Below are 25962 nucleotides of genomic sequence, written 5' to 3'. Positions count from 1 at the left end.
ATATTGCGCAGGATGCTCCCAGCAATCTTAAAAGATGCATCGCGCATAAGGTTGCCCAGAGGTTATCTAAATGCCGCAACCGATGCTTACCGAGGAGAGCATACAGGAAGAGACTGCCCTCCAAGACACCCTTAGGAACATCAAGCACGTCATCATCGTCATGAGCGGGAAAGGAGGGGTCGGAAAAAGCACGGTCTCATCCAACCTGGCCATGACCCTCTCGATGAAAGGATACAAAACCGGGATAATGGACCTGGACCTCACCGGGCCCAACATCCCCAAGATGTTCGCCGCCGAAGACGATCAGCTCAACGTCGAGAACGGGAAGCTCATCCCGGTGGAGATACCCCCGTCCATCAAGCTCATGTCTCTGGCTTTCCTTCTCCAGAGCAAAGATACCCCCGTAATGTGGCGCGGACCCGTGAAGATGGGTGCTGTGAAACAGTTCATCGAGGACGTGAACTGGGGCGAACTCGATTACCTTGTCATAGACATGCCTCCGGGAACCGGTGACGAAGCCATCTCCATCGTCCAGCTCATACCCAAGGCGGATGGGATGATCATCGTCACCACGCCTCAGGACGTCGCCCTTCTGGACAGCAGGAAATCCCTCGTCTTCGGGGCGGAGACCAAGATTCCGATCATAGGCATAATCGAGAACATGAGCGGGTTCGTCTGCCCCCATTGCGGCGAGATCACGAACATCTTCAAGACCGGCGGAGGGGAAGCCACCGCCAAAGAGATGAACGCCCAGTTCCTCGGCCGCATCCCGATAGAGCCCGGCATCGTGGATTCCGGAGACAAAGGAGTTCCGATAGTCCTCGGATACCCCGACTCGCCGTCCGCCAAAGCCTTCAAAGAGATCGCCGACAAAGTCATCAAGACGGTAGAATGAAGATAATAGCCGTTTCCGAGGGGGAAAGCCTGGATTCGTACATAGCGGACGACTTCGGGCATGCCCCTTTCTTCCTTCTGGTGGACTCCGAAAGCCTGGATTACAGGGTAATAGCCAACGAATTCATGGATTCGCCCTCGGGGGCCGGGGTCGCCGTGGCGGAAGCCATCGTTTCCCTCGGATGCGTGGACGCCGTCCTGACCGGAGGGATTGGCATGCACGGGATCCAGATCCTTCAGAAAGCGGGCATACGCGTGTCCGCGGACGAGGACGGGACCGTGGAAGAGTGCGTGCGCGATTACATGAGGCGCCGCGGAAGGGACGGGGACATCTGAACGGCGTTCTCCCCGCCCGATTCCCGCGGGTCTGCCCCCGCAATAAACCTCAATAATCATAGCCGCCACCCAACCCTTAATTTTGGTGAGCGCCATGGGGTGGCGAAACGCTATGAACGCCACGGAAAACCTGAGGAAAAATGCCAGATGCCTGATGTTCGCCGCATCTTTGGCGGTCGCTCTGGCGGCGATGCTGTTCGCGACGACGATTGATACTGACGGAGCTGTGACATTCAATTCCGAAGGGCTGGAATACAAAAGCTCCGATGGCGTCAATGCTTCCGTGATCGGATATCAGAAAGAGCCTTCAGGGACTCTTGAGATACCGTCCTCGGTCGAGTTCAGCAAAAGAACGTACCGCGTAACGTCCATCGGATCCTACGCATTCGATGGGTGCGATTCCCTGACCTCAGTCCTTATAGGCGATTCCGTGACAACAATTGGGGGCTATGCATTCTATGGATGCGACTCTCTGAGGACAGTGAAACTCCCCGATTCCTTGGTCGGCATAGAATATCATGCGTTCAACGGCTGCCCAAGCTTGGCATCGATAACGATTCCGAATTCCGTGACGGGGATAGGGAACGACGCATTCAGCGGATGCATATCATTGCGGTCCGTTATTCTTCCCGGTTCCCTGAAAACGATAGGGGATTACGCTTTCTATGGGTGCGCGACCCTCTACTCCATCAGCATCCCCGATTCGGTGTCCTACATCGGGACCTATGCGTTCAGCAGATGCTCCTCGCTGGCATCGGCCAATATTCCCGCGTCGCTGACCGAGATAAAGAACTACGCGTTCAGCAGATGCCCGTCATTGATTTCCATCAGCATACCGAACGGCGTGACGGCCATAGGGGATTACGCGTTCTTCGAGTGCAAATCCATGTCCCGCGTTTCTATCCCGGATACGGTTACGCGCATCGGCGCATCTGCGTTCAGCGTATGCGAATCCTTGTCCTCGATAACCATGGGCTGCTCGGTCACCATGATAGGCGATTCCGCTTTCTATGGATGCGTATCGCTCCCATCTATCTACATCCCGGATTCTGTGACAACGATAGGAAGCCACGCTTTCGACGGCTGCTCTTCGCTCAGAGGCGTCACCCTGGGCAAATCCGTCAGAACGATCGGAACGTATGCGTTCTCCGGATGCAAGCTGATCACTTCGTTCCACATACCCAGCCTCGTCATCGCGATAAGGGAGCATGCGTTCGAAGGATGCACAGGGATGGAGTCTTTCTCGGTGAGCCCCGACAACACGGCGTACAAGGCCCCTAACGGCGTCTTGATGACCCGCGATGGCAAATCCCTGATCATCTACCCCCAAGCGAAAAAGGCGACATCCTATTACGTTCCCGACACCGTTACGTCCATAGGCATAGGGGCGTTCTACGGGTGCTCGAATCTGATTTCGGTAAGCATCGGGTCCTCCGTCAAAACCATCGGCGAATCCGCTTTCTATGGGTGCAAATCGCTGGCTTCGATTTCGATCCCGGATTCCACGGAGACGATAGGCGACCGCGCATTCTACGGATGCTCCTCGATGGAGTACGCCAAGATAGGGAAATCCGTCTCCCGCATCGGATACTATGCGTTTTACGGCTGCAATAATCTGGGAAGCATGATTTTCGAACCGAAAGACGGATGCAAAATCGAGAATCATGCGTTTTATGTCGGATATGATGCCGAAACGAGGAAGGAAGTCACAACCTATCTGAACGTGTACACCACCTCTAAAGCCGCTTCGCTCAATTTCCTCGACAATTATGCGAACAAGACCGCGCATATCACATACATAGTGAACGGGTCCTCGCCGCAGATATCATCCTTCACCTGGGGCGACATACGCTATTCCGTGGTCGGGAAAGGGACAGCCATCGCGGTCGGATGCAAGCAGGGAATCTCCGGAGCCGTCGAAATCCCGTCTTCTATCCTGTATATGCTTTGGGAATATTCCATCATCGGGATCGGCGAAAAAGCGTTCATGGGCGAAGGGATAACATCCATAACTCTGGGCGCGGGCGTTAAAGAGATAGGATCGAAGGCTTTCGCCGGATGCCAATCGCTGAGATCCGCGGACATGCCCGGCGTCAAGGAGATCAAAGCCTGGGCATTCATGAGCTGCACATACCTGGCCGAAGTCGATGCGCCTTCTGTTGAGACCATCGGCACCAGCGCGTTCTCCGGATGCTCCAGATTGACAACCGCCAAGCTCTCAGAGGACCTCGCAAGTCTGGGCGAGAAGGCATTCTATAGCTGCTCTTCCCTGAGGTCAATAGATCTGGGCGGCCTGAAAGATGTGGGAACCAAAGCCTTCGCCAACTGCTCATCGCTGTCATCGGTTGCCATGTCCGCCAAGAAGATCGGGGGATGGGCATTCCTTGGCTGCGTTTCCCTGAAGGAAATAGACATCTCCGACGCCGAATACATCGGAGCCAGTGCGTTCTCCGGATGCAAGCTTTGGAGCGCCGCATTCTCGAAGAATCTGTCGTATGTCGGCAGCAACGCCTTCTATGGCACTGCGTTCACCGACGAGAGCGGGAAAACCGTCCAGCAGACAGTGTCTGAGCTGAGAGGCAAAACGCTCAGGGACCTGCCGAAGACCGGAGACAAAATGACTTCCGGCGGACTGGTGTTCACCGTCACAGGGAAAAACACCGCTTCGGTCACCGGATATTCCGGCACCCCCACGTCCATCACGGTTCCGAAGACCGTATACGTCAGAGGCATCGAACTGAAGGTCACTTCCATCGGGACGAAGGCGCTCTATGGCTGCTCCAAACTGACTCTCGCGGACATCGGGAACGTCTACGACATCGGGCTCAAGGCGTTCGCGAACTGCCCCGAACTGAAGGCGGTGATAGGGACGCCGACGAAGGTCGGAGATTGGGCTTTCACCGGATGCGCTTCTCTGTGGGCCGTCAATCTGTCCTCGTCCGTCTCCATCGGAACCAGCGCGTTCTCCGGATGCACATCACTCGCGAGCGCAGACCTCAGAAACGTCTCTTCCCTCGGGGACAAAGCGTTCTATGGATGCAGCGCCCTGGAATCTGTAAGCCTCGACAATCTGGCGGAGATCGGGACCAAATCGTTCGCCAATTGCGTCTCCCTCAAGACCGCGTCGATATCGGCGTTCAAAATCAAAGGATGGTCGTTCACCGGATGCGTTTCCCTTAGGAGCATCGACTTATCAGCGACCAAATACATCGGAACCAGCGCTTTCTCAGGATGCAAACCGATAGAGTCCATCACATTCGCAGATGGGCTGTCGATGGTCGGTAACAACGCGTTCTACGGGCTGAAGTTCCAGGACACACAAGGTAACGCCTTGACGGTTTCGCCCGAAAACCTCACAGGACATTCGTTCTCGAAGGTCGGAGGATACCTGCGTCTGGTGAAGTGAAGACATAAAACTTGGGCGGGATCAGACCGACCTGCGGTCCCCCCAGATTATCTTATGGAGCTGGGGCAGAACCCTTGCGTCCAACCCTGAGTCCAAGACGCGGGAGACCAGCCATTCCAGCTTGCCTGTGCCTCCAACGGGGCCGAAGATCAGATTGGAATCCACAGGATTCTCCCTAAGGAAATTGACGGCATAATCGAAATCAGCGTCGTCCTTCACCACGAATTTGATCTGATCTTTCTTGGATAAGAACCTGAGATTGCCCGGCAGCATCCATTCCGACATCCCGGAGGAGGGGCACTTGACATCCATGCTTATCAGTATGAGAGGGTCTTCAGGGACCTGAGACAGGTCTGCGGCCCCGTTCGTCTCCAAAACGATCTGGATCCCGGCAGCCACCATTCTGCGTAGCAGCTCCGGCATATCTGGCTGGATCATGGGCTCCCCTCCGGTGACGCACACGTGCTTCGAATCCCCTACGGATTCCATGATCTCGTCCAAGGTCATCTCCGTCCCTCCGGACATGGAATATTGGGTATCGCACCAGGAGCAACGCAGGTTGCAGCCGACGGTCCTCACGAAGGTCGTGGGAATCCCCATCATCAGGCCTTCGCCCTGGATGGACCTGAAGATCTCACATATCCTCATACTCAATCTCGTCCTTGTATCCGGCCTCGGCGAAGCCTTTGAGCCTGAGGCGGCAGGAATCGCAATGTCCGCAGGCCTTCTCGCCGCCGTTGTAGCACGACCACGTCAGATGCAGCGGAGCGTTCAGCTTCTTCCCTCTGCGGACGATGTCGGCTTTTGAATCGTGCATAATCGGAGTCATGATCTTTATCGGATGGCCTTCGACGCCGGCCTTCGTGCCTATATTGATCATGCGCTCATATGCCTCGAAGAATTCGGGGCGGCAATCCGGGTATCCCGAGTAGTCCACGGCATTTGCTCCGATGTAAATCCTATCGGCGCCTATGGACTCGCAGAGGCCCGCAGCCACGCTCAGGAAGACTATGTTCCTGGCGGGGACGTATGTGATCGGTATGTCCTTGTCCAGCTCTCCCTCGCGGTCCAGAGGGACGTCTATGTCCGGGCGCGTGAGGGCGGAACGGAACCGGCTGAGATCCATGTCTATCACGACGTGCGGGACGCCGTAGTGCTTGCATACGTTCTCGGCGGAGACCAGCTCCTTGGTGTGCCTCTGGCCGTATCTGAAACTCAGGGCCGTTGGTTCGCATCCGTCTGCGATGGCCTGAGCGAGAGTTGTGGTCGAATCCAATCCTCCGGAAAGGAGGACCACGGCTTTCATCTGAGCTCCTCCGTATACCAAGCCGTCTGGCCTCTCTCCTCATCGAGACCGACCGATACGGAACGAACGTTGGGCGGGAACTCTATACCTTTCACAAGACGCAGAGCCATCATCCTGCACATCTCTTCGGCAGTGGTGGTGGGCACGTCGAGCATGGCGACATCCTCCTTCGGGAAGACATACCGCTTGCATCCGTTCACCACCTCGACGGAGTCGCCGTCCTCTTTGATCCTGACTTCAGGGGATTTCGCAGGCAGGAGCGTTCTGTGGTCCATCTCGTCGATCATAGCCCTGAGAGCCTTCTTCAGAACGACGAAATCCATTATCATCCCGTCTTGGCCGTTGTCCCCCTCCAACCTGAGGCGGACTATGTACGAATGGCCGTGGAGCCTGGAGCATTTCTCGTGCCTCGGTATGAAATGGCATGCGGAAAACCTGATCCCGGAATAACCTCCGTCTATCTCCAGCAACATGTTCAATCCTCCGTGAGGATCATCGCGAGCGCCAGCGAATCCCTGTAATCCACTTTGGCGCGCGACGTGTCTATGAAATTCTTGTCGGTGTTGACGACGGGGGCGCCCAGAGCCTTCACGCCGCCAATGAAATGCAGCGTCCTGAAGATTATGTTCCCGGTGATTCCCTCGGGGGCGACTATGATGTCCGCCTCGTCCACCGCGTTCTCTATCAGAATCTGGCAGTGATAAGCGTCATAGCCGCTGTCGCAAAGCCTCTTGGCCACTTTGCAGGCGCTCTCGATCGATTTGTCCACAACCTGGCATCTTCCTACGTCCTCGCATCTTCCGCCGGACATTATGCCTATCTTGGTTCCCATGCCGACCTTCTTAGCCAGATCCGCCGAGCGTTTGGCTATCGTGAATTTCTGCTCGTCCTTCCACCCCTCGTCTATGCCGACGGGCGCGAGAATGAACATCTTTTTGTTGTAGGGCTCCATGAACGCCGCCCTTTCCATGCGTCTGAGACCCAGACCGTCCCTGACCATAGGCAAAAGGACTGAGGAAGACATATCCCCGCGTATCGCAGCCTCCAGATTTCCTGAGATGAAATCGTCGGTGAGCTCGCCGGGATCGTCGTAAATCGTTATGTCATACCCATCCATGGCGGCAACGCTTCTCTCTATGCATCCCCTATCCGTCCCGCGGCCGATGCCGACGCGGACTTTCGGGAGATCCGAATTCAGAAGCGTCTCGGTTGTGAACATGCCCAGCCTATTATTTTTCATCTATAAAAATGAGCCAATCGAATGGTTTACGGGGAACGGATCTGATCGAATTCATAACCTCCCCATTGCCTTTCACCCAGTAGGACTTCAGCCTCCGGGATCGTAAGCATAGGGCGATCGTATCTCGCGGCATCGTCCATGGCTATGCGGGGACATGCCGTGTTCACGTATGCGTCTGCCCTGTAGGCCATCAGCGACATCGGATTTACCTCCTCCAAAATCACCTTGAATGCCGTTTTCCCATGGGAACGAAGCATTTCAGCGATCCTGGAAGCCTCTTCGGATCTGCATTGCCCCGTTTTGGAGCATTCGATCACCAAAAACGTCTGGGCTTGGGAGGCGCTCTGTATCGCCGCGAACCTCTTCCTGAGGATCCTGTCTCTCGCCTCGGCCATATCGCGGACCTCTCCGGTGACCGGATTGAGGACCAGAACCTGCTGAGTCATGCCGAAAGCCGCGGCAAGAGGATGGAAATCGCCTTCCCCGATGAAAAGGAACGCATCGACGCCATCTGAGATCGATTCCGCCGCTGTGCAATTGCATCCCAGCACCTGCCCGGGATGGCAGATGCGCCTGTCTCCGGTTCCGACCAGAACCTCCCTGCCGGAACCTTCCAGAATCCCTTTCATCTTGGGTATCAGACCCAGATACTGGACCGTAGCCAGCAATCCGACCCTTTTCGGAAGGGAAGCCAGTTTTTCCATGACGGAAGCATCTATGTCCGCGTCCGAGCGCGCCTCTATGTATAGGACGTTGGGGTCTTCGCCCTGGGAAGGTATCGGCGAGTGCCCGAAATGGATTAGCGCATCGGCTATGCCTCTGTAATCCATCAGATCGCAGGCGCCATAACAGGGGCGTCCGGCAATGATAATCTCGGCGCCCGTCTCAGAAAACAGTTTCTCAGAAATCTCCGTGGCCCGGATTTTCAGGCCTTCGGGAAGTTGGAGGGCGACGGAAGAGAATCCTCCGCCGCTTATCCACGCCGAAGCGCGGTCCAATTCGAAATCGAACATTTACCTTATGAGGTCGGCCCCTTTCTCCACGTCGATATAGCAGGGGGAAGGGAACTTCATTGAGGCTCTCCAGAGAGCGTCCTTGGCGACGGCAGCTTTCTCTGCGGGCACGCGCACGGTCAGAATCGCCTGGTTGCGCTCTAGCCTGGCCGCAGTACCAACAGTTTTGCCGAATCCCTGGCGCATTCCACTGGAAACACGGTCCGCTCCTGCGCCGGTAGCCAATTTGTTCTCCCTCAACACGACGTGGGGGTATGCCCTGACCGTCATGTGGTAGTTTGCCGTCCCAGCCTGGGAGTTGAGCACCTTGTTGGCTGCGATACGGCCTGCTTCGATGGCGATGTGCCTGACTTGGACGCGATTCTCCACCCTGAGAGTGAGGGTCACGGGAAAATCAGCCCTGAGGTTTCCCATCTCGTATTGGCTTACCCTGCTCGCGGGGACTCCTCCCATGTATTCGCGACGGGTGTACGCCTGTCCTTTGATTTGCCTGTACATTGATGCGGGCTTTCTAACCATTTAAACCACCTTGATTGGAATGCGTCATGGGTCGGCGGCTTGCTGATCAGAAAGCTGCTGCCCTGACTAATGAGGTGCCATTATCACCCTCAATATAATAGTTTCGTCAGATAAAATGGCAGAATAGGCTTCTATACATCATTTCGGACCGCCTTCAGATGCAACCAGACCGCCAATGCTAATTAGTCAGTCGCATATTACCTAGCCGATATGCAACAGTTCGTCTTCAGCGTCGTTTCGGATGAAGGGCAGGTCCCAATAGCGGTGGCGGGCCAAACCATGGTCGACGTCCAAAAACTCATCACTGACATCGGAAGATCGATGATCAGATCCGAAATGTGGCTCCAAAATGAGATACCAGAAGGACTGTTGGAGAAATTCACCCTCAAAATCGGCGGCTCTTCCAGCGACGGGCTGGGATCCTTGGCGGAAGCGGGATCCGAAACCATCGTGGAAGACGCTCTCGCGATGCTGGGCGGTACCCTGGATTACCTTGGCACCGGCGCCACGGGAACATGGATGGAGGACAAATTCAAGGATCCGTTCGAGCGCAGCGCCGTGGCTTCCGATCTCATAGCGCTGACCGACCACATAGCCGGATACACGCTGGTCTATGGAGCGCCCGGCTATCAAAGGGAATTCAGGAATCTCGATCGCAAGTATCTGTCGAAGCACATCATAAGCGGATCCTGCAGCTGGATAGCCCTCGGGATCGTTTCGGCGGACCCGAAGATCAAGGGACATTGGACGTTCAGAAACTCCCGCAATGAAGTCCCTATGACGCTCTCCAAGAGCATGACGAAAGACGCCGCCGAGAACGCGTCGAAAATGGGGCTCGTTTGGCTTCGCGGAAACGTGAGCAGAAACTACGGGGGCAAATTGCTCTCGCTGAGCGGCGTCGAAAGATTCTCGACGATCAGGAAGGTCTCGTTCAGCAGGATAATCACCTCCAAGAAAGACATCCCGCTCCTCAGCGCGGTGGAAGCCACGCCTTCCTATGTCCCATCCTCAAAAATGTGGATGATATCCTACCCGCCTTTGGGCATAGACATAGCAAAGCAGTCATGGGACGAATGCGTATGCTCCTTCCACGAATATTTCGCGTTCCTATGGGAGCAGTACGTGGAAAGCGACAGAGAGCTCGTGGGCGAAGCCAAGGATAACAGAGACTTCCTGCTGACTTTCCTGCCGGTCGAATGAAAACGTTGGGATATTCGTCCGGCAACTCTTTTTATAGATTATGCGCCGTCGGCTGGACTGTTTGCCATGTCGAAAAGGCACCTTTCCCAGAAGGCTCTATCCGAAATAGGCGCCGAGCGCATGAAGCGCCTGCTTGACCTTTCGGAAGAGGCCGTTCGCATGGGAAGGGACGACCGCGCCCGCAGGTACGTGGAGATCGCAAGGGCCATCGGCATGAAGACCCGCGTAAGGATGCCTAAAGACAGGCCTTTCTGCAAAGGCTGCCTCCTGCCGATGATGCCCGGGATAAACTGCACGGTGAGGCTGTCGGACCACAGGCTGATAACAACATGCGGGAGATGCGGCGCGATAAAGCGCATGCCATATCTGAAGGAGCAGAGGAAATGACGGAAAAGGACGCAAGAAAGGAACTCATGAGGAGGGCCAACGATCTGAGCCCTACCGTCCATGTCGGAAAGGACGGACTCGACGAGGGGCTGTTCGAAGAGATAAAGAACCAGCTCAAAAAGAACCGCCTGATAAAGGTAAAGGTCCTGTCCAGGGACGAAGATACCAGATCCATGGCCTCGTCCATCGAAGAGGCCACAGACTCCGTTGCCGTGGACGTCCGCGGAGGCATGATAGTCCTCACAGACAAAAGGACATGGAATTCCCTATGCCAGAAGAAATTCCGAAGGTGCACAGATGCTTGACGTGAACGTTATTAGAGCGGAACCTGAGAAGATCAGGTCGATGCTGAAGAACAGAAACAAAGACGATGCCATTCTGGACAGATTCCTGGCGGCCGACCAGGAATGGAGGGACCTCACCGGAGAGAACAACCGCCTGAGGAAGATCAGGAACGAGGTCTCGCTTCAGATCTCCAAGATGCCCAAAGGAGACGAGAAAGACGCCAAGATCGCCGAGATGCGCGAGGTGTCCGAGAGCATCAAGAAGAATGACGACAGGATGGCGGAGCTGGAGGAGATCAGGCAGGAATGCGTCCTCAACATCCCCAACATCCCCCACGAATCCGTCCCCATCGGAAAGGACGAGAACGACAACGTCGTAGTTTACGAAGCCGGGGAAAGGAGGAAGTTCGACTTCAAGCCCAAGGAGCACTGGGAAATCGGAGAAGACCTGGGCATCATCGATTTCGAGCGCGGGACGAAGGTCGCCGGAAGCGGATTCTACTGCCTGAAAGGCGACGGAGCCAGGCTCGAGCGCGCCCTCATCAACTATTTCCTCGACACCCATCAGGATCAGGGATACACCGAGCTTTTCCCGCCGGTAATCGTCAACAAGAACGCCGTAATCGGGACCGGACAGTACCCCAACCTCAAGGACGACATGTACTACCTGGAGAGGGACGACATGTTCCTCAACCCTACAGCAGAAGTTCCCGTCACCAACCTGCTTCAGGACGAGATCCTCGAGAAATCCCAGCTTCCCATCTACTACACCGCGTATCTTCCGTCGTTCAGGCGCGAAGTCGGCAAGCACGCCGATACCAGGGGAATCATCAGGGTCCACGAATTCAACAAAGTGGAGATGGTCAATTTCGTCCTGCCGGAGAACTCCTACGCCAGGCTCGAAGAGCTGAGGAAGAATGCGGAGGACATAATCAACGGTCTCAGGCTTCCTTACAGGGTGCTCCTGCTGTGCACCGGGGACATGAGCTTCTCATGCTCCAAATGCTACGATCTCGAGCTCTACGCCCCCGGAAAGGACGCGTGGCTGGAGGCATCCTCGTGCTCCAACTTCACCGACTTCCAGGCCAGAAGAGCCAGGATAAAATACAGGCCCGAACCCCACCTCAAGAGCGAGTTCGTGCATACCCTCAACGGATCCGGGCTTGCGCTGCCCAGGACCATGGTCGCCATCCTGGAGAACTACCAGAACAAAGACGGCACCGTGACGGTCCCTGAAGTCCTCAGGCATTACATGAGAGGCCAAGAGACCATCGGCAGGCGCTGATCAGATCTGCATCTTGCCGAGGCCTTCCACGAGGGCCTTGGCATCCAAACCTTTCCTTGACATCAGTTTTTCGCGGAGCTGGGTCTCCCCTTGGGCCAAAGAGTTCGAAGTCACGCCGTAGCTGCGGGATATCATGGCTTCCATGTATGCGGCGTAAAGGTCGCACGTCTTGATGTCGTAGCCTTTCCTTCTGCCGAATCTCCCGCCTTCCTCGTCATGGAACGGATCGTATACCATGAACCTGAATTCGTCCCTCCAATCCGGGTTGAGAAGAGGCATGATCACATTGTCGATCTGCTCGTGCTCATATTCCTGGAGGATGCTTTCCAAGCCGCCTATGCTGGCCTTTATCGGAGAGATTACGTCCTTTGTGAGGACCTCGGGGAGATCGTGGAACAAAGCGGTGTAGAAGTCGTTGTAGACGGTCCTCTCGTCTTCCTTGGCGTCCACGTCGGCCAGATACATGGCGTCGGCCACCATCAGGGAATGCCCCAATACAGAGGTCCTGGGGATGCGGGGGGTTCTCGCCCAGCGCTGCTGGAATCTGAGCTGCCCTACGAGGTCTATGAAATCGTAAGGATGGCCTTCGGCGAGGATCTCGCTGACGCCTTTGAGATGGATGAACTGCCCTATCTGCTGCGATATCTCCTTGCGGGTCTGGTCTATCCCGTACAGGGAACGATTGGATTCGTATATCAGTTCGAACTCCCAGCGGGTGGCAAGATAATGTGCGGCGCGGATGATGTCGTCCTCGAGGGACTTCTGATCCGAGCCGAGGAACTCCTCGAAACGCGAGAGCAGATCCGAATCGAAATCCGGCACCGAACGGCGGACCTCGGAAATGATGAACGCGTTCACCTCTGCGGATTTCTCCTGCGTTATCTTGTAGAATACCTGAGGCTTGAGATCGGTCAGGACCGACCTTTGGATGAACGAGAACATCGTATTCTCGATGATCTTCCTCCAGGAAACCGGATTCCCAGCGCTCTCCTCGGTCTTCCCCAGAACCCAGGCTATGGCGGCCTTATGGGCCTGCTTATCCAATTCCGTCAGATCCAGAGGGCGGATATGGTCGTTCCAGCGATGCATGTTCGCCGACTCGAAGAAAAGATACATTATGTTCGCGTTCAGCGCCGGCATAGGATCATCTCGACGCATGTTCCCTGCTGTCCATCACCATCATAGCGTATCCCGCTATCATTACCGCCATCCCTATGATGAATGGGATGGACGTTCCGATGGAGTTTAACATGTATGCCACGCCTGTGGCGAGCATTATGACGAACCCCGCGACGCACAGAACCAAAGAGAGCAGCTTTCTGTCCATGGCAGGGGAATCGGCACGTATGATATAATAAGGGGCCCTAAGGCCCATAGGTTTCAGACGCTGGCCTGGACCAGCCTGTTTATGACGAATTTCTTGTCCAGGCTCGACAGGAAGAATCCCAGCCTCGGGCCCCTGTCTTTGCCGATGAAAATCCTGTACAGGGAAGCGTAAGCGCTTTTGGATCCGATGGGGGTGCTCTTGGACTTCTCCGAGATTATGTCGTTTATCTCCTCGGCGGTCCAGTTGCAGTCGTTCATCCTCTCGACCAACGCCTGGAAGAATATCTTCTCGTTCATGGATATGGAATCCGTGTTCGGGACAGTTTGGAGGACGGTGAACTTCACCGCATCCGGCGCGAAACCGTTGAGCCAGAATTTGACGCATTCGCATCTGCGCCAGAGCCTCTTGATGTCCTCATCCGTGGCGCCCTGGAAGCTGGTATTCCTGGAAAGGACGTCCAAAACCTCCTTGAAATTCGTGGTCATCTGGACTATGCTCACCAGATGCCTGTACGGGACCTGGATGGGCATCTTGGCGGGAACATGGTTGTGCTGGGCTATCTCGTACGCCCTGACCGTGTTGTCCTCGCTCTCCTTCCACTCCTTTGCGAAGTATTTCTGCTCCATCCTGTCATACTCGTCAGCCATATCCAGGATTCCCATGCCGTAGTCGTAATCGATGGTCCTTGACGGCAGGACCCTTAGGAACATGTAGTTGAGGACCTCAGGAGGAGTCATCTGGATCGCGTCGAGACCGGTGACCGGGCATCCCTTAGACTTGTGCATCTGGACGACGCCGCCGCCGTTCTTGAGCTGGACGAATTCGTATGGGATTGGTATGGGCGCTTCGCCGCCGTAGATCTCGGAAACGATCCTCTTCCCGGAATCGTAGGACCCGCCGGCGGCCGCGTGGTCCTTTCCGAACGGTTCGGCCGATGTGCCGAAAATGGTCCATTTTGCAGGCCATTCCAGCCTCCAAGTGAGCTTCCCCTCTCCGGTCCTGATGTCGCAGAATCCGTGGAAACCGCATTTGCAATAGTACTCCACGGTCGGGAACTTGTAAGTGTCCAAAACAGGGTCGGCAAACCTTCCGCACTTCTCGCAGACCGGCTTGAACGGGGCGTAATTGTTGTTCTCCTCTTTCCCCGTGACCTCATGGAGAATCTTGACGACTTCCTCCCTCTTGGTCATCGCGTCGTCGATGCACTTGGTGAATTTCCCCTCGGAATACAGCTCGTGGGTCCATATGACTTCGCAGTTGATCTCAAGGGATTTGACGGCATCCAGGAAAGGCTGCACGAAATGATGGGCGTAATTCCTGTGCTTGCCGCATGGGCAGGGAATCCTGGAGATCGGCATTCCGACGTATTTCTCATACTCTTTGGGCAGGAACGGATAGCACTCCCTGAGAGGGTCGAAGGAATCGATGAGATAGATGAGCCTGGCTTTTTTCCCTTTGGCTTCCACGGCGCTGCGGACCGCCTCGCCAGTGATCGGTTCTCTCAGGCTCCCCACGTGTATGATCCCTGTGGGACTGATGCCCGTGGCGATAACCGGATTGTCGCAGTTATCGGCTATTTTCTCCGCAATAACCTCTGCCCAGTGCATATTAATCGCGCCTCTATCGGTCTCTTATAAAAGAGATTTTCGGTAATAAAAACTTGAAACGGCCCGACAAAAGATTATATAACCATCGTTTGATGGGGGAGAACATGGCCTCCAAGAAAAACGACACCGGGTTCCAATCTTCCGCAGGTCTTATGAGGTACTTCGATACCGAAGACGACAAAGGCCTCAAGATAAGCCCCAGGACTGTCATAGGACTTGCCATCGCGGCAACCGTCATAGTGCTCCTCGCCAACACTCTGGCCCCCATCTGAGCCAGATTGCGAGATACGATCCGCCATTCTGAATGGCTTCGATAACAATACCAATTTCAATAAGAGAGGGCAGAAGCCCTCATTAAGTTTACAGAAGGTGCAATATAAGCCTTCCTTTTCCTTCCGCATTCTGGTGCTGACCAGCCTGCAGCGCCTCTTCGATGACCTGCGTGCATGACGTGGATACCACGCGGGGTTTGCGGTTGACGCTTACCTCCTCCAAAGTTATGTCGAAGGAATCCTTCATGTTCAGGAAATGGAAATGCTGAAGCCCGACGCTGAACACTTCCTGGTCCTCGACAGGCTTACCTTCGAATTCGAATCTGAGGAATGAATGGGTGGCTTGGTCGTATTCCACCAGGAGGCCCCTTGAGAGCTGATAGAACTCGCAGTGGGCGCCTTCCCACACCTCGTCCCTGAGCATGCGCATGATCATGTGCTTCAGCTGGGCGCCGGTGACGTATATCATGTGGACCTCGTCGTCGTATGGGAAGCACTCGCGCAGATCCCTTTTCGTGACGACAGGACCCAGCTGCTCGTTGCGGATGCTTCCGGAACCCATCAGGAATATGTCCACTCCGAGGGCGTCCTTCATGACGTCGCTGAACAGATCTCCGAGCTCGGTCTCCCTTATCCTGGTCGGATGCGTCAGCTGCCTCACGAACTTGGTGATGATTCTGCCGTATTTCTCGTCGGTACGGGATTTGTAGGATCCCAGAATCTCGTCGATGGAGGGGTCTTTGGGACAATTATCGGATGTTATCGGGATAGGGCGCCAGATATACGAATCGATGCAGTTGTTGTCCGTGTCTATGGTTATGTCGAAACGGCCGATCTGATCCGTTCCCACCCCGGCCTGGACTATCGGGATGCCGTTGACCACGAAAGGCTCCTCGAGGAACGTGTGGGAATGCCCGCCTATGATGACGTCGACTCCCCATGCGGGATCGAGCAGGGACGCTAGCTTCTTGTCCTCCTCGAAGCCGATATGTGTCAGCAGCACCGTGAAGTCGATGTCGATGGAATTGTATGTGTTGCAGATCCTCCCGATCTCCTCGGCCGCATCCTCGACGTTGATGAACGTCCCGATTATCCCGTCGGTTTTGCATTGCGCCAAAACGTTCTCGGTGAGTACCCCTATGAAAAGGATCTTCATCCCATCGATCTGTATGATGTGGCAAGGCTCGAACAGACGCTTGTGGTTGGTCTTGATGTGGAGGTTGGCGTTGATGATCGGGAACTCGGCGCATTTCTCGAGGAAAAGCAGATGCGCCACGCCATAATCCACCTCATGGTTTCCGACGGTGACTATGTCCGGGCCCAGAAGGTTCATGATCTCGACGGTTGAGATGCCACGGTATTCCGAATCGATGATGGAGCCTCTGAACATGTCCCCTGCGATGGCATAGATCACGTTCTTCTCTTCCTGGCGGACCTTGTTCACATACCCGGAGAGCATGGAGACCCCTCCGATAAGATTCTCGTCGACGTTCTCGGCTAAAAAATCGCCGTGCATATCGTTGGAATGCAGCAGCGTAAGCTTCTTCAGATTGGCCATGGCGATCACTCTGCATATGATGCGCCGATTCGGTGTTCGCGGCGGCGCAACGGATTCGCATGGCCTTCTACCGATTTATCAGTATTGACGCCGACAAACGAGATGCCGGCATCGTTCCTACGGAATTCGGCTTCGAAAAAGATGATAGACGTTTTTTAAGTAAAGGCTGGGGGAGGGCCCCTCCCCCATTAAAAATCAGATGCGGTCATCCGGCATTATTCTGTACTGTTCCTGGTACTTCCTCCTGAACAGCTTGGACAGCATGGGAGGAGCTATGATGGTCGTCAGGACGGACATCAGAACCACGACAGCGTAAAGCTCCATGGACATCGCACCGCTGGCGAGACCGATCGATGCGACTATTATTCCGACCTCGCCTCTGGGCATCATGCCTACGCCTATGATGTTCATTCCATCCTTGTCTAGATCTTTGTCCCCGAGCTTGGCTCCCATCCCGCATCCCACATACTTCGTGAGGAGAGCGGCGGCGATGATTATGATCGTCAGCACGAGAACACTGACATCCGTCAACGCAAAGACGTCTACCTGAAGGCCGACATTGAGGAAGAAGAACGATATGAGGAAAGTGGTAATGGATTCCACTTTGTGCTCTAAGTCCCATTCCCACGCGTACTCCGCAAACAGCATTCCGGCAAGGAACGCACCGATGATCGCCGCGAGACCTATGAATTCGGCGAAAGCGGACATCGCAAGACAGACGATTATGGCTAGAACCAGCTTATTGAACGAATACGGGACTTTCCCCTGGTTGACCTTGCTGTCATGCTTGCTGCGGCGATAATCGTAGATCCTCGGGATCAGGTGCTTGCAGATGAGTATGACCGCGACGACGAACGCGACTGCCTGCAGGGTGATGAGAATAATGTCTACGATGGAGATCTCTCCGGAACCCGCGATCCCATTGACTACCGCAAGCACTATCATCCCCAACACATCATCTATGACCGCTGCAGCTATGATGATGCGCGCCTCGCGGGTATCCATCAGTTTCATATCTTTGATGATACGCGCGGTAATCCCCACAGATGTTGCTACCATGGCCGCACCCATGAACAAGGCGTGGTTCATGTTGCCATCCATGACCATTATTATGGCGATCCCGCACATGAACGGGAGGAGAACCCCCAGAACCGCAGCCAGAAGCGCAGCCTTACCCGAGCCGAGCAGATCGCTCACCTTAGTCTCCAAACCGACGGAGAACAGCAGAAATATAACGCCGAGTTCGGCGAATACTTTGATGACCGTATATACGTCGCTTCCCGATGTCGCCTCTTCGCCCGGACCCGGGATGGATATGTCGAGAACGGAGAGCAGAGACCAATCCCCGAAGGAAAGGTTGGCTATCACGATTCCCATGACGATCTCTCCGATCAGCCCCGGCAATCCGAACTTGCTTACGATGGCGGAACCTATGCGGGCGCATATGAACAGCACCGCCATCGTGAACAGGAGCTGAAGCATGAATTCCATGCTGTGGCATTGGGTTAAACATAAAAAAGATTCTTACGGCAAATCAAGCGGATTGCGAACAGGGGCTTTCCGCGCATGCCAGAAAACTGCGGATCGTGATTGCGGAGCACTGATCTGCATCGAAAAATTGCTGGAACGAGTTTATCACACCATACAGCGCGTCGGACTTGCAATAATGTGATCCAGAAAAGGGATTTAGTGGGCGAGGGGATCTCCCCCGCCTCACATGCATCCGAAGCTGAAGCGAACGCAGCCTTCCCCTTCGGTGCCGCCGAATGAGAATACGACGCCTGAGCTCTCTTTCTTCGGGATGGCAAATATGGATTCCTCTATGCCATCGCTGAAAGCCCAGCAGTCATCCTCTTCCACTATGTCCGCAGGATCCAGATCGGGGACCACGATGCGCATGATGTCGGCGACCTCGTCATCGATTATAATTGGCGGAAGCTTGGCGACGGATACGGCGGGGACAGATTTGGCATCCTCCTCCGGAAGCGTCTGCTTGATCTCGGGAACTTCGGCCTGTTTCTTCGAGACCTCTTCATTCTTCTTGGAGTCGGCCATTATCTTGTTGAGAGATTCCTTGGGTTTCTCGACGTCATCTGTCTTTGCGGTATTAATCGTCTCGGTCATCGATTTGATGCGTTCCTTTTCCAACTCTATTATGCTCTTTGGAGGCGCGGTGTTGGCTTTGCATCTGCGTCTCTTCGGAGGCGTCAGCTTGATCGTCTCGATCGTCTGGTAAATTACGGCGCCATCATCATGCTTTTTGATTGCTTTGGTTGCGTCCGTCTTTTCGGTCTTAAGCGGATCCGTCGGAATCTTTTCCGGCAACACAGGCTTTGTCCCATTGATATGAACGGGTTTTTGCGGTTTGCTAGGTTTGGTAGCTTTTTCCTCTCCCTTGCCTTTCGAGAGATCCTTTTCCTTGAGATCTTTGGGAACGATTATCTCGTCGCTGTCTTCGGGAACGACTGCTTTTTCGCCGTTCTTGGATGTCAGCTTCACCGTATTGAGCCCGGGATCCTTGATAGGGGGGTCCGGAACCTTCACGGGATCAATTATGATGACATTTTGAGTGGCCTGCATGACTGCCGCCGGCCCAAGCTTGATCACCCTTCCCGTATGCGCATTTTCCTTTGGCGCGACGAAATTGGAGGTTGGAGGAGAAAGCATGAGGATGCCGCAGGATGCCGGCAAGAATATGGTCCTGAGCTTGGGAATGACCATCTTCTTCCAGATCGATTCAGAACCCTTCGAAACAGGCTCTTCCTTCTTCTCAGCATCGGGCTTCGGAGCCGCTGGCACCGGCGTGTCCTCGACGATTTCATCGGCGTCTTTATCGATGACTGAAGTTTCCACCTTTTCGATGGGTACGTTCCGGACAGCCACGGCCTCGACGGTTTCATCGTCGGCCTTCGCAATGGCCGGGGCCTCCACCTTTTCGGTGGGCACGCTCCGGACAGCCTCGGCATCGTCCTTAATCTTGGAGAGGCCGGGATTGACTCTCATATTAGTCGCTGCCCCCGTCTGCGCCGTGGCGTTGATGGCAGTGCCGCCTGCCGAAAAGACCTGATGGTCTGAGATTTCCGGGCCGCTCCTTATGCCAGTGTTATCGGTTGAATGATCATTGGCAGAGAGTTTTCCGTCATCGGCCTTTTTTGACTCCGCGAACGGATTGCCATCCTTCAGCAGGTCATCGCAGTTTGAAGTCCTGGACCTCTGCGGAAGGCTGTCTAAGAGAGTGGAGACCTCGAAGCCTTTGCCTTTGGGGACGTAATCCCTCCCCTTTTTGGAAATGGAATCCTTCTTCTGCGTGGATTTATCCTTCACCACTTGCGTCTCCGGCGGAATAGGAGCTTCTGTGAAGGTCTGGTAAATGATCTCCGCAGAAGGATCTTTGTGGGTGAAGATGTCGCCTGCAGGAGTGCTTATAGTTTTGTAATCGCTCGGATTCGGCAGAATATCCTGAAACTTTTTGTTTGCGCTGCCTTCTCTGATGCCTCCGCCTAGCATCTGCTTGCCTTTATTGAGAGCGCCGCCAAGAAAGCTGAGCATAGATTTGGAACGTTCAATCGCATCCCTCCCATTGCGCAAGATTATCCCCTTGGAGGTGAACACGTTCTTTATTAATAAAATATGGTAAACCTCATCCGCGTACGAATTTCACATAATCGGCTTTTCCTTCGGAATTGATGTCCCGGAGCATTTTGCTGAGATCGGGAGAGTCGCATGAGATGACCATGACCTCAAGGCATTTGTGATCCCGCAGATGCGAATGCAACTGGGTCTTGATGGCCCGCTCATACTTCGCCTGCAGACGTATCATCCACGGATCGTCGTGGTTCCTGCGGACTATGACGAGAACCCCCTCCACCTGCCCTTCCATCTCTTCTATCTCGCGGATATCCGCCAAAGCGGCCCCTATCGATGCGCGGACCGCCTCTGACCGTCCGCTGAGACCATATGCCTTCTGAATCCTCTCAAGAGCATCCAGATTCTCATCGTTCAACGAGATGCTGACTATTCCCATCGTAAAACTCCCCCGATTCCATCGGAAATCTCTGAGTTAATAATATCGTGCCATTTTATTAATAATTTGGATGGGCCAAAACACAGCGGTGTGCGGCCATGCCTTTCTGAGCCATCAGTTTATACGGTGATTCGCGATGGCATCTCCATGAATACGCTGCAGGATGAGATCGATTCTCTCCGCATGAAATGCATCGGATGCGGGAAATGCTCCCTGGTATGCCCGTCGCTGAAGCACGGGGGGTGCGACCCGAAAGAGATCATGATCGGAAACGACCGCGACATCCTCCAATGCATCGCCTGCGGGAATTGCTCCAGAGTCTGCCGCAGAACCGATCCCTTCACCGTCATGAGGGATTTGATCAGCATCGCGAAAGGACTGCGCGTATCCCAGGCTTTCAAGGATACAGGGTATGCCCAACCCATGGATGACGTCCCCTCAAGAGAGTTGAAGCCCGAATGGACAGGAGACGACGCGTACATCATGCCGGGGTGCATGGTCAAATGCAAAGTCCCATATGTGGAATACGCGGCGTCCAAAGCCATGAAAGCCATCGGTGTCGGATGCAGAGAACTCGAAGGGAATACCTGCTGCATGCATCCCCCGCAATTCCGCGAGATGACAGAGTTCGAGAGACGGAGATACAAGAGCTCAATGGGAGCCGCTGCGAAAGGCAAGAGTTTGATAGCCCTATGCTGCGGATGCAGCGACGATCTGAATGAATCGGGTGTAGATGCGGTCCACATCATTCCGTATCTGGCGGAGCGCTTGGATTCCCTGCCCAAATTCAGCGATTCTGTGAAAGTCGCCATCGAGCCCGGATGCTCCGCGATGAGATTCGGCAAAGAGATGAGAGCCATCGTGGAATCTATGGGATGCAAGGTTGTGAACTCGAAAATGGGATGCTGCGGAAAGTATTCTCCCCAATCAGAAAAACTGATGGAAGAGCGCGAGGCGGAATGCGCCGGCGCCGAATTCATCGTGGTTGGATGCCCGATGTGCCTCATAAGATACGAGGACTGCCCGGAAGGCCTGCCAACAGTGCATATCGCCGAGCTTGTCGCTATGTCTGCCGGAGACTGGACGACCTTGGAATACCACAAGATAAAACCGTGAAACTATAGTTCTACTTTCATTCTAAATTAACGTTTGTAGTTTGGTAACTATTCAGGACCTTCGCAGTAGTACTATAGTAAAATATCATTACGATAGGTCCTGATGGTTCGAAAGAGCCGTCACCAATGATTCGAAGGCGTTCCCGCCTTGCTTCCTGGCCGTACTGATGTACGACATCACCTGCAGATGCCTCCTAGCCCCTTCCTTGGTGCGGAAGCATCCGCTGACCTTGACCTTCGTCTTCAGATTGCGAACATCGCGTTCCGCCTGGTTGTTGTCAAATGGAGCCCTGAAATCATGGACGAAGAGGGTCACGGACCCCTTCAAGGCGCGGAGGCGCTCTATGAGAGCGCGCTCCTTCCCCAGCTTGCGTTTTCCCCTCCTTTTCACTCCGGGGTCCCGGCGGGGGAGGGCGCTCGGAATCTGCCAATTGGATGATCTCGTCGTACAGATCGTCGAAACGCTGCAGTTGCTTCGCGTCCAGAGAATCCTTCCCATCGGCTTGGGCTGCCTCTTTTTCGGACTTCATGTCCAGGAGAAGGCTTCTGAAACGCCGTGGCCATTCATGGCCCGGCTCCATCTCCTCCACACCCGTAAGCTCCCTCAGCAGATGCGCGCAGCAGACAGCGTGCTTCGCCCTCCAGAAATTCCAGTAAGGGTGCCAGCAGTCATGGACCGCTATCCCCCGGAAATCCTTGAGGACCCCGTTGTCGTATATGCCTTCTGTCCCGCGCTTCTCGCTGACAGTCTGGTAGGTGAACTGCGGCGTCGAGGAACTGTGGACCCACATCAGCTTGCCACCGCATCTCACTCCGGTCTCGTCGAGTTGGAGACGTCGCATTCGACGATTTTTCACTGACGCCCTCCAGGCTTTCTTCGGCGCACTCCGCGCATCTGCGCAACATGGAATCCACAGTCCCGACGGACAAGGAGACCCCGAACATGCTGCGTATCAGGTCGCTGACGCGGGATGTGCTGACCGCTCCGTAGGTGTTGAGAATCCCGGCCACAGCAGCGAAGGAATCGCCGTACTGGACGTGCGCTCTCACCCCCTCTGGGAATTGGCCGCAGCTCCCAATCGACACGCCGCGACGCCCGTCCACGGGGCACGACTTCACGCGCATCGCCCTGTACTCGCGCACCCTCACTTCCATCACGGCGTCGACCACATATCTGCTCTCCGCCACTTCGAAAGCCTGGCCGGAGATGCATCCGGCCAGGCCTTGGCATCCCGAGCACCTATTGGGGATGCAGCGAATCACCTCGTCCGGCTCAGCCGGGAGCTTCATGTTGTGCCTCTCATGCCCCTGCTGCCCGCCTGGCCTTTTTCCGCTCCTTACGCGCTGGCTCTTGGGCGACGGCTACATGAAGCCGTCGCTGGAAGGGGGCTTGGAGCTGTTCGCGGAGTTCATCCTCACCCTACCCTCGAACTCCTTGATCCTCTCCTGGAGGGCCTTGATCGTCTCGTCCTTGGCCCTGCACTCCAGTCTCAGGGACTCGATTTCCGCAAGCAGCTCCTCTCTGCTGGCATCAGGACGTGCGTTCTCGGATCCGCTCATGTTCTCGCTCAGAGCAGGAGTCTAGGGCGCGCCTGATCCTTTCCAGCGCCGCAGTCTTTTTCCCGAGCTGGATCTCGAGCTCGAGGACCCTTTTCCTGAGCTCGAGTATCTCGGCCTCCCTCTCGTCGATGGATGCTCCCATATCGGGCCCGAAGTCCGATGGTTCGGGCGTGCCGCCGCCCATCGAAACAGGCCCTTTGGCCGGCTCTCTCCTCCCGGTGGGGACAATCTCGCCTGTGGCTGGATCCAGCTTCCCGATGAGCCTGCGCTTGTTGCGAGGCTGGCGCTTTTCCTTATCCCAGTACGATGTGGATTCATAGACGTAGGTCACCCCCGTCTTCTTGTTCTTCATCTTCACTATGGACATGGCTATCTTCGAATCCACATATGCATAGGTATATATATACCTATTACTTATCTCCATAGGCATAATATATTATGCCTATGTATTTGTCTACCACTCTGATCGGCGCATGTAAAACTATAGTGAAGATGGGTTCTGAATAGTTACCAAAAGAAAATAATATCGCATGCTGAAAGAGCGAGCGTCATGGTCGGTTTCTTTAAAAGAGTAGATGGAAGCCGTATTATCTTGACGTTATTTATTATAGCGGACATGGCAATGACGCATAAACCATTCAAACATAATACGTTTGAAGGTCATAATAAATAGGTGCATCTTATTAGGCAGCCACATGATAACAATAGGCCGCCCCACCATCCAGAAGAATAAGGTCACATCGAAGATTGTCGTGGATAACAATGAGCATGAGTGTTTTTTCGAGATAGAGGTCAAATATGAGGGAGGGAGAGATTGGGTAAAAAAGATGAAGCCCAGCGAGGACTGCGACCCTTTTCTTATATCCCTTCTTCCTGGCGCCATCAAACACCACCACGATATAGTGTGCGAGGGCGATGTGTCGGAGGATCTCCTGTTCAATATCAGAAACATATTCATACCGGCTGTCGTGAAATATGACAGGACCTTAAGCGAGATCAATGTGGTTGCCAAATCCAAAATCGCCGCAAAGAGCAACCGCACCCAGAAGATGACCGGCGCAGGGTTGTCAATGGGAATCGATTCTTTGTATGTTCTGGAAAAATATGGGAACTCCGAGGATTCTAAGATTGATTGCAGTTTCGTATTCGATGTGGGGGATTTCAACGTCTATCGCAACCACGATAAGACCGAAGACTATCTGCTGAAGAAGGTCGAGAAACTCGTCAACGAAATAGATCTTCCGTTGGTTTATATCAAATCGAATATAGCATCGATTTTCCCCGGAGAAAGAGGCACCAGACTGACATATTATCACATAGCTTGCGTCAATCTGGTAAAGAAATTCATTGGGAGATATTATTCTGCAACCACGTACACCATACAGGACCTGGATCTGGTGAACAATTCGAAAGGCGGCGAATACGCTGAGATGTTCTTGGCGACGGTATTTTCGACCAAAGAGGTTTCGATATTCCCCTTGCCTGTCGAAGCTTCCAGAATCGAGAAGACCATAGAATTGGCCGATTATGAGATCGCCCAAAAATATCTGCATGTGTGCATGAGGGAACCGTTCAATTGCGGGCTGTGCAAGAAATGCAGGCGTACTCTGACCACGCTGGATCTCATAGGCAAATTGGATAACTTCTCCGACGTCTTCAACATCGATTACTATAAGAAAAATAGGTCGAGCTACTTCGAGTGGCTGCAATTGAATGCGCAGAACAACGACTATTATTGCAAAGACATTCTGCAGCTGGCCGAAAAGAAGAAATGCAAATACCTCAAGGACAAGGTCGGAATCCAGGTAGCGATTAAAGATCTGTTCCAAGAGCGTCATTCCATCAATAACAAAGCTGAATACACTCAGAACCAGAAGAAATGGAAGAAAAACTCCAAACAAGCATTGAAGAAACTGTCAGATTCTTTGGCAGAAGGAAAGTATCGTTCTGTGATGGTATACGGCGACAATTACAGCACGGATATGGTGAATCGCTTATTGGAGGATATGGGAATCAAAATCCATTCGGCCATATCTACAACATCAGATCTCATATCGCTGATGAATCAGAACGATTCCGAGTTCGATGCAGTTGTAGTCTGCAATTCAACGTCCTATTCCATAGGCATCGTCAAAGAAATTATGTTCACTTACGATAAGCCTGTGATATATCTCGATGATTGCCTCAGAAAAACGAACTGAAAGCCGATCCCACTCCGATGTCTTGCAATCGGAGCGGTATCGGCGGCCAAAGGCCTTCGCGAACAGCCCTAAACCTTTTTTTCCCTGCAATAAGTTGTAGTTTGGACCTCTCCGCCAGACAGTGAAGAATCCCAGTCTTCGGCCGGGCGCTGAGGCACAGGCCATCATGAATTGTTTGTAACTATTCAGGACCTATCGTAATGATATTTTACTATAGTGCTACTACGAAGGTCCTGAATAGTTACCTGACACCAATGAATCGACATCCCGGTGGCTCCGCGCATACGGTCGGACGTGGCGACTGCCTATGCTAAGACATCCTCGCAAGACAATTGTTGGGCGTCTGAAATGGACTGAACCTCCGCGGATGGATCTGCAAGCCTGAAATAGAAATCAGATTGAACGCCATCACTAAAAACTTTTATATA

The 25962-nt window shown here is 54.0% G+C and carries 27 protein-coding genes; 10 read left to right on the top strand and 17 right to left on the bottom strand.

Annotation, left to right across the window (positions count from 1 at the left end; all coding sequences use genetic code 11):
- Positions 1 to 70: 70 nt before the first annotated feature.
- The 3 genes from IKP20_02465 (at position 71) to IKP20_02455 (ending at position 4636) form a co-directional block, all read left to right on the top strand.
- On the top strand, positions 71 to 895 hold the full coding sequence (locus IKP20_02465) for an Mrp/NBP35 family ATP-binding protein (GenBank protein MBR4503822.1): 825 nt from the start codon (positions 71 to 73) through the stop codon (positions 893 to 895).
- Positions 892 to 1230, top strand: a complete 339-nt coding sequence (locus IKP20_02460) for a NifB/NifX family molybdenum-iron cluster-binding protein (GenBank protein MBR4503821.1) — start codon at positions 892 to 894, stop codon at positions 1228 to 1230. The genes IKP20_02465 and IKP20_02460 overlap by 4 nt, the downstream gene beginning before the upstream one ends.
- 112 nt (positions 1231 to 1342) lie before the next feature.
- On the top strand, positions 1343 to 4636 hold the full coding sequence (locus tag IKP20_02455) for a leucine-rich repeat domain-containing protein (protein ID MBR4503820.1): 3294 nt from the start codon (positions 1343 to 1345) through the stop codon (positions 4634 to 4636).
- A 21-nt stretch (positions 4637 to 4657) separates the two neighbouring features.
- Here the strand turns inward: IKP20_02455 and IKP20_02450 are convergent, their stop codons facing one another.
- The 6 genes from IKP20_02450 to IKP20_02425 all read right to left on the bottom strand — a co-directional run bounded on the left by IKP20_02450 (position 4658) and on the right by IKP20_02425 (position 8714).
- Complete coding sequence (locus IKP20_02450; GenBank protein ID MBR4503819.1) at positions 4658 to 5284, bottom strand: radical SAM protein; 627 nt, start codon at positions 5282 to 5284, stop codon at positions 4658 to 4660.
- A complete protein-coding gene (gene queC / locus IKP20_02445; protein ID MBR4503818.1) occupies positions 5271 to 5942 on the bottom strand; it encodes a 7-cyano-7-deazaguanine synthase QueC in 672 nt (223 codons plus the stop codon). Before queC ends, IKP20_02450 begins: the two co-directional genes overlap by 14 nt.
- Positions 5939 to 6415: a 6-pyruvoyl tetrahydropterin synthase family protein gene (locus IKP20_02440; protein ID MBR4503817.1), complete on the bottom strand. Its 477-nt coding sequence runs from the start codon at positions 6413 to 6415 to the stop codon at positions 5939 to 5941. Before IKP20_02440 ends, queC begins: the two co-directional genes overlap by 4 nt.
- Before the next feature lie 2 nt (positions 6416 to 6417).
- The gene (gene mtxX / locus IKP20_02435) at positions 6418 to 7059 is read right to left on the bottom strand and encodes a methanogenesis marker protein Mmp4/MtxX (protein ID MBR4503816.1); all 642 of its coding nucleotides are present in this window, start codon (positions 7057 to 7059) and stop codon (positions 6418 to 6420) included.
- 149 nt (positions 7060 to 7208) lie between these two features.
- Positions 7209 to 8195 (bottom strand): diphthamide biosynthesis enzyme Dph2, encoded by a 987-nt coding sequence (gene dph2 / locus IKP20_02430; GenBank protein ID MBR4503815.1) that lies wholly within the window; start codon positions 8193 to 8195, stop codon positions 7209 to 7211.
- Complete coding sequence (locus IKP20_02425) at positions 8196 to 8714, bottom strand: 50S ribosomal protein L16 (GenBank protein ID MBR4503814.1); 519 nt, start codon at positions 8712 to 8714, stop codon at positions 8196 to 8198. It lies immediately after the preceding gene.
- A gap of 210 nt (positions 8715 to 8924) precedes the next feature.
- On the opposite strand from IKP20_02425, the gene IKP20_02420 reads away from it, so the two are divergent.
- From IKP20_02420 to serS, 4 genes are all read left to right on the top strand, one after another.
- Positions 8925 to 9914, top strand: a complete 990-nt coding sequence (locus IKP20_02420) for a hypothetical protein (GenBank protein MBR4503813.1) — start codon at positions 8925 to 8927, stop codon at positions 9912 to 9914.
- Between the two features lie 66 nt (positions 9915 to 9980).
- Complete coding sequence (locus IKP20_02415; GenBank protein MBR4503812.1) at positions 9981 to 10301, top strand: ribonuclease P protein component 4; 321 nt, start codon at positions 9981 to 9983, stop codon at positions 10299 to 10301.
- On the top strand, positions 10298 to 10606 hold the full coding sequence (locus IKP20_02410) for a YhbY family RNA-binding protein (protein MBR4503811.1): 309 nt from the start codon (positions 10298 to 10300) through the stop codon (positions 10604 to 10606). The genes IKP20_02415 and IKP20_02410 overlap by 4 nt, the downstream gene beginning before the upstream one ends.
- Positions 10599 to 11870, top strand: a complete 1272-nt coding sequence (serS, locus tag IKP20_02405) for a serine--tRNA ligase (GenBank protein MBR4503810.1) — start codon at positions 10599 to 10601, stop codon at positions 11868 to 11870. Before IKP20_02410 ends, serS begins: the two co-directional genes overlap by 8 nt.
- Here serS and IKP20_02400 read toward each other — a convergent pair whose 3' ends face one another.
- From IKP20_02400 to lysS, 3 genes are read right to left on the bottom strand one after another with little or no spacing between them, the layout of a single operon-like run.
- Positions 11871 to 13010: an HD domain-containing protein gene (locus IKP20_02400; protein MBR4503809.1), complete on the bottom strand. Its 1140-nt coding sequence runs from the start codon at positions 13008 to 13010 to the stop codon at positions 11871 to 11873.
- Between the two features lie 4 nt (positions 13011 to 13014).
- On the bottom strand, positions 13015 to 13197 hold the full coding sequence (locus IKP20_02395; protein MBR4503808.1) for a hypothetical protein: 183 nt from the start codon (positions 13195 to 13197) through the stop codon (positions 13015 to 13017).
- A 53-nt stretch (positions 13198 to 13250) separates the two neighbouring features.
- Complete coding sequence (gene lysS, locus IKP20_02390; GenBank protein MBR4503807.1) at positions 13251 to 14804, bottom strand: lysine--tRNA ligase; 1554 nt, start codon at positions 14802 to 14804, stop codon at positions 13251 to 13253.
- Positions 14805 to 14908: 104 nt separating this feature from the next.
- On the opposite strand from lysS, the gene IKP20_02385 reads away from it, so the two are divergent.
- Positions 14909 to 15076: a preprotein translocase subunit Sec61beta gene (locus IKP20_02385; GenBank protein ID MBR4503806.1), complete on the top strand. Its 168-nt coding sequence runs from the start codon at positions 14909 to 14911 to the stop codon at positions 15074 to 15076.
- Positions 15077 to 15164: 88 nt separating this feature from the next.
- On the opposite strand, the gene IKP20_02380 is transcribed toward IKP20_02385, so the two are convergent.
- From IKP20_02380 to IKP20_02365, 4 genes are all read right to left on the bottom strand, one after another.
- Positions 15165 to 16634 carry a bifunctional metallophosphatase/5'-nucleotidase gene (locus tag IKP20_02380; GenBank protein ID MBR4503805.1) on the bottom strand — a complete coding sequence of 490 codons (1470 nt, stop codon included), beginning with the start codon at positions 16632 to 16634 and terminating at the stop codon, positions 15165 to 15167.
- Positions 16635 to 16829: 195 nt separating this feature from the next.
- Positions 16830 to 18125 (bottom strand): cation:proton antiporter, encoded by a 1296-nt coding sequence (locus IKP20_02375; GenBank protein MBR4503804.1) that lies wholly within the window; start codon positions 18123 to 18125, stop codon positions 16830 to 16832.
- A 222-nt stretch (positions 18126 to 18347) separates the two neighbouring features.
- A complete protein-coding gene (locus IKP20_02370; protein MBR4503803.1) occupies positions 18348 to 20222 on the bottom strand; it encodes a hypothetical protein in 1875 nt (624 codons plus the stop codon).
- A gap of 52 nt (positions 20223 to 20274) precedes the next feature.
- Positions 20275 to 20643, bottom strand: a complete 369-nt coding sequence (locus tag IKP20_02365) for a CopG family transcriptional regulator (protein MBR4503802.1) — start codon at positions 20641 to 20643, stop codon at positions 20275 to 20277.
- Between the two features lie 162 nt (positions 20644 to 20805).
- Between IKP20_02365 and IKP20_02360 the strand changes: the two genes are divergently transcribed.
- Positions 20806 to 21774, top strand: coding sequence for a (Fe-S)-binding protein (locus IKP20_02360; protein ID MBR4503801.1), 969 nt, complete (start codon positions 20806 to 20808; stop codon positions 21772 to 21774).
- 87 nt (positions 21775 to 21861) lie between these two features.
- On the opposite strand, the gene IKP20_02355 is transcribed toward IKP20_02360, so the two are convergent.
- The 4 genes from IKP20_02355 to IKP20_02340 all read right to left on the bottom strand — a co-directional run bounded on the left by IKP20_02355 (position 21862) and on the right by IKP20_02340 (position 23718).
- The gene (locus IKP20_02355; protein MBR4503800.1) at positions 21862 to 22101 is read right to left on the bottom strand and encodes a transposase; all 240 of its coding nucleotides are present in this window, start codon (positions 22099 to 22101) and stop codon (positions 21862 to 21864) included.
- A complete protein-coding gene (locus tag IKP20_02350; protein MBR4503799.1) occupies positions 22070 to 22615 on the bottom strand; it encodes a transposase in 546 nt (181 codons plus the stop codon). The genes IKP20_02355 and IKP20_02350 overlap by 32 nt, the downstream gene beginning before the upstream one ends.
- A 520-nt stretch (positions 22616 to 23135) precedes the next feature.
- Positions 23136 to 23333, bottom strand: coding sequence for a hypothetical protein (locus tag IKP20_02345; protein ID MBR4503798.1), 198 nt, complete (start codon positions 23331 to 23333; stop codon positions 23136 to 23138).
- Complete coding sequence (locus IKP20_02340) at positions 23305 to 23718, bottom strand: hypothetical protein (GenBank protein ID MBR4503797.1); 414 nt, start codon at positions 23716 to 23718, stop codon at positions 23305 to 23307. Before IKP20_02340 ends, IKP20_02345 begins: the two co-directional genes overlap by 29 nt.
- 310 nt (positions 23719 to 24028) lie before the next feature.
- Between IKP20_02340 and IKP20_02335 the strand changes: the two genes are divergently transcribed.
- Positions 24029 to 25534 (top strand): hypothetical protein, encoded by a 1506-nt coding sequence (locus tag IKP20_02335; GenBank protein MBR4503796.1) that lies wholly within the window; start codon positions 24029 to 24031, stop codon positions 25532 to 25534.
- The last annotated feature ends 428 nt before the right edge of the window (positions 25535 to 25962 follow it).

Source organism: Candidatus Methanomethylophilaceae archaeon, assembly GCA_017524805.1.
Lineage (GTDB): Archaea > Thermoplasmatota > Thermoplasmata > Methanomassiliicoccales > Methanomethylophilaceae > Methanoprimaticola.
The sequence above is the reverse complement of the archived record's forward strand: the minus strand, read 5'-3'. Positions and strand labels throughout refer to the sequence as shown.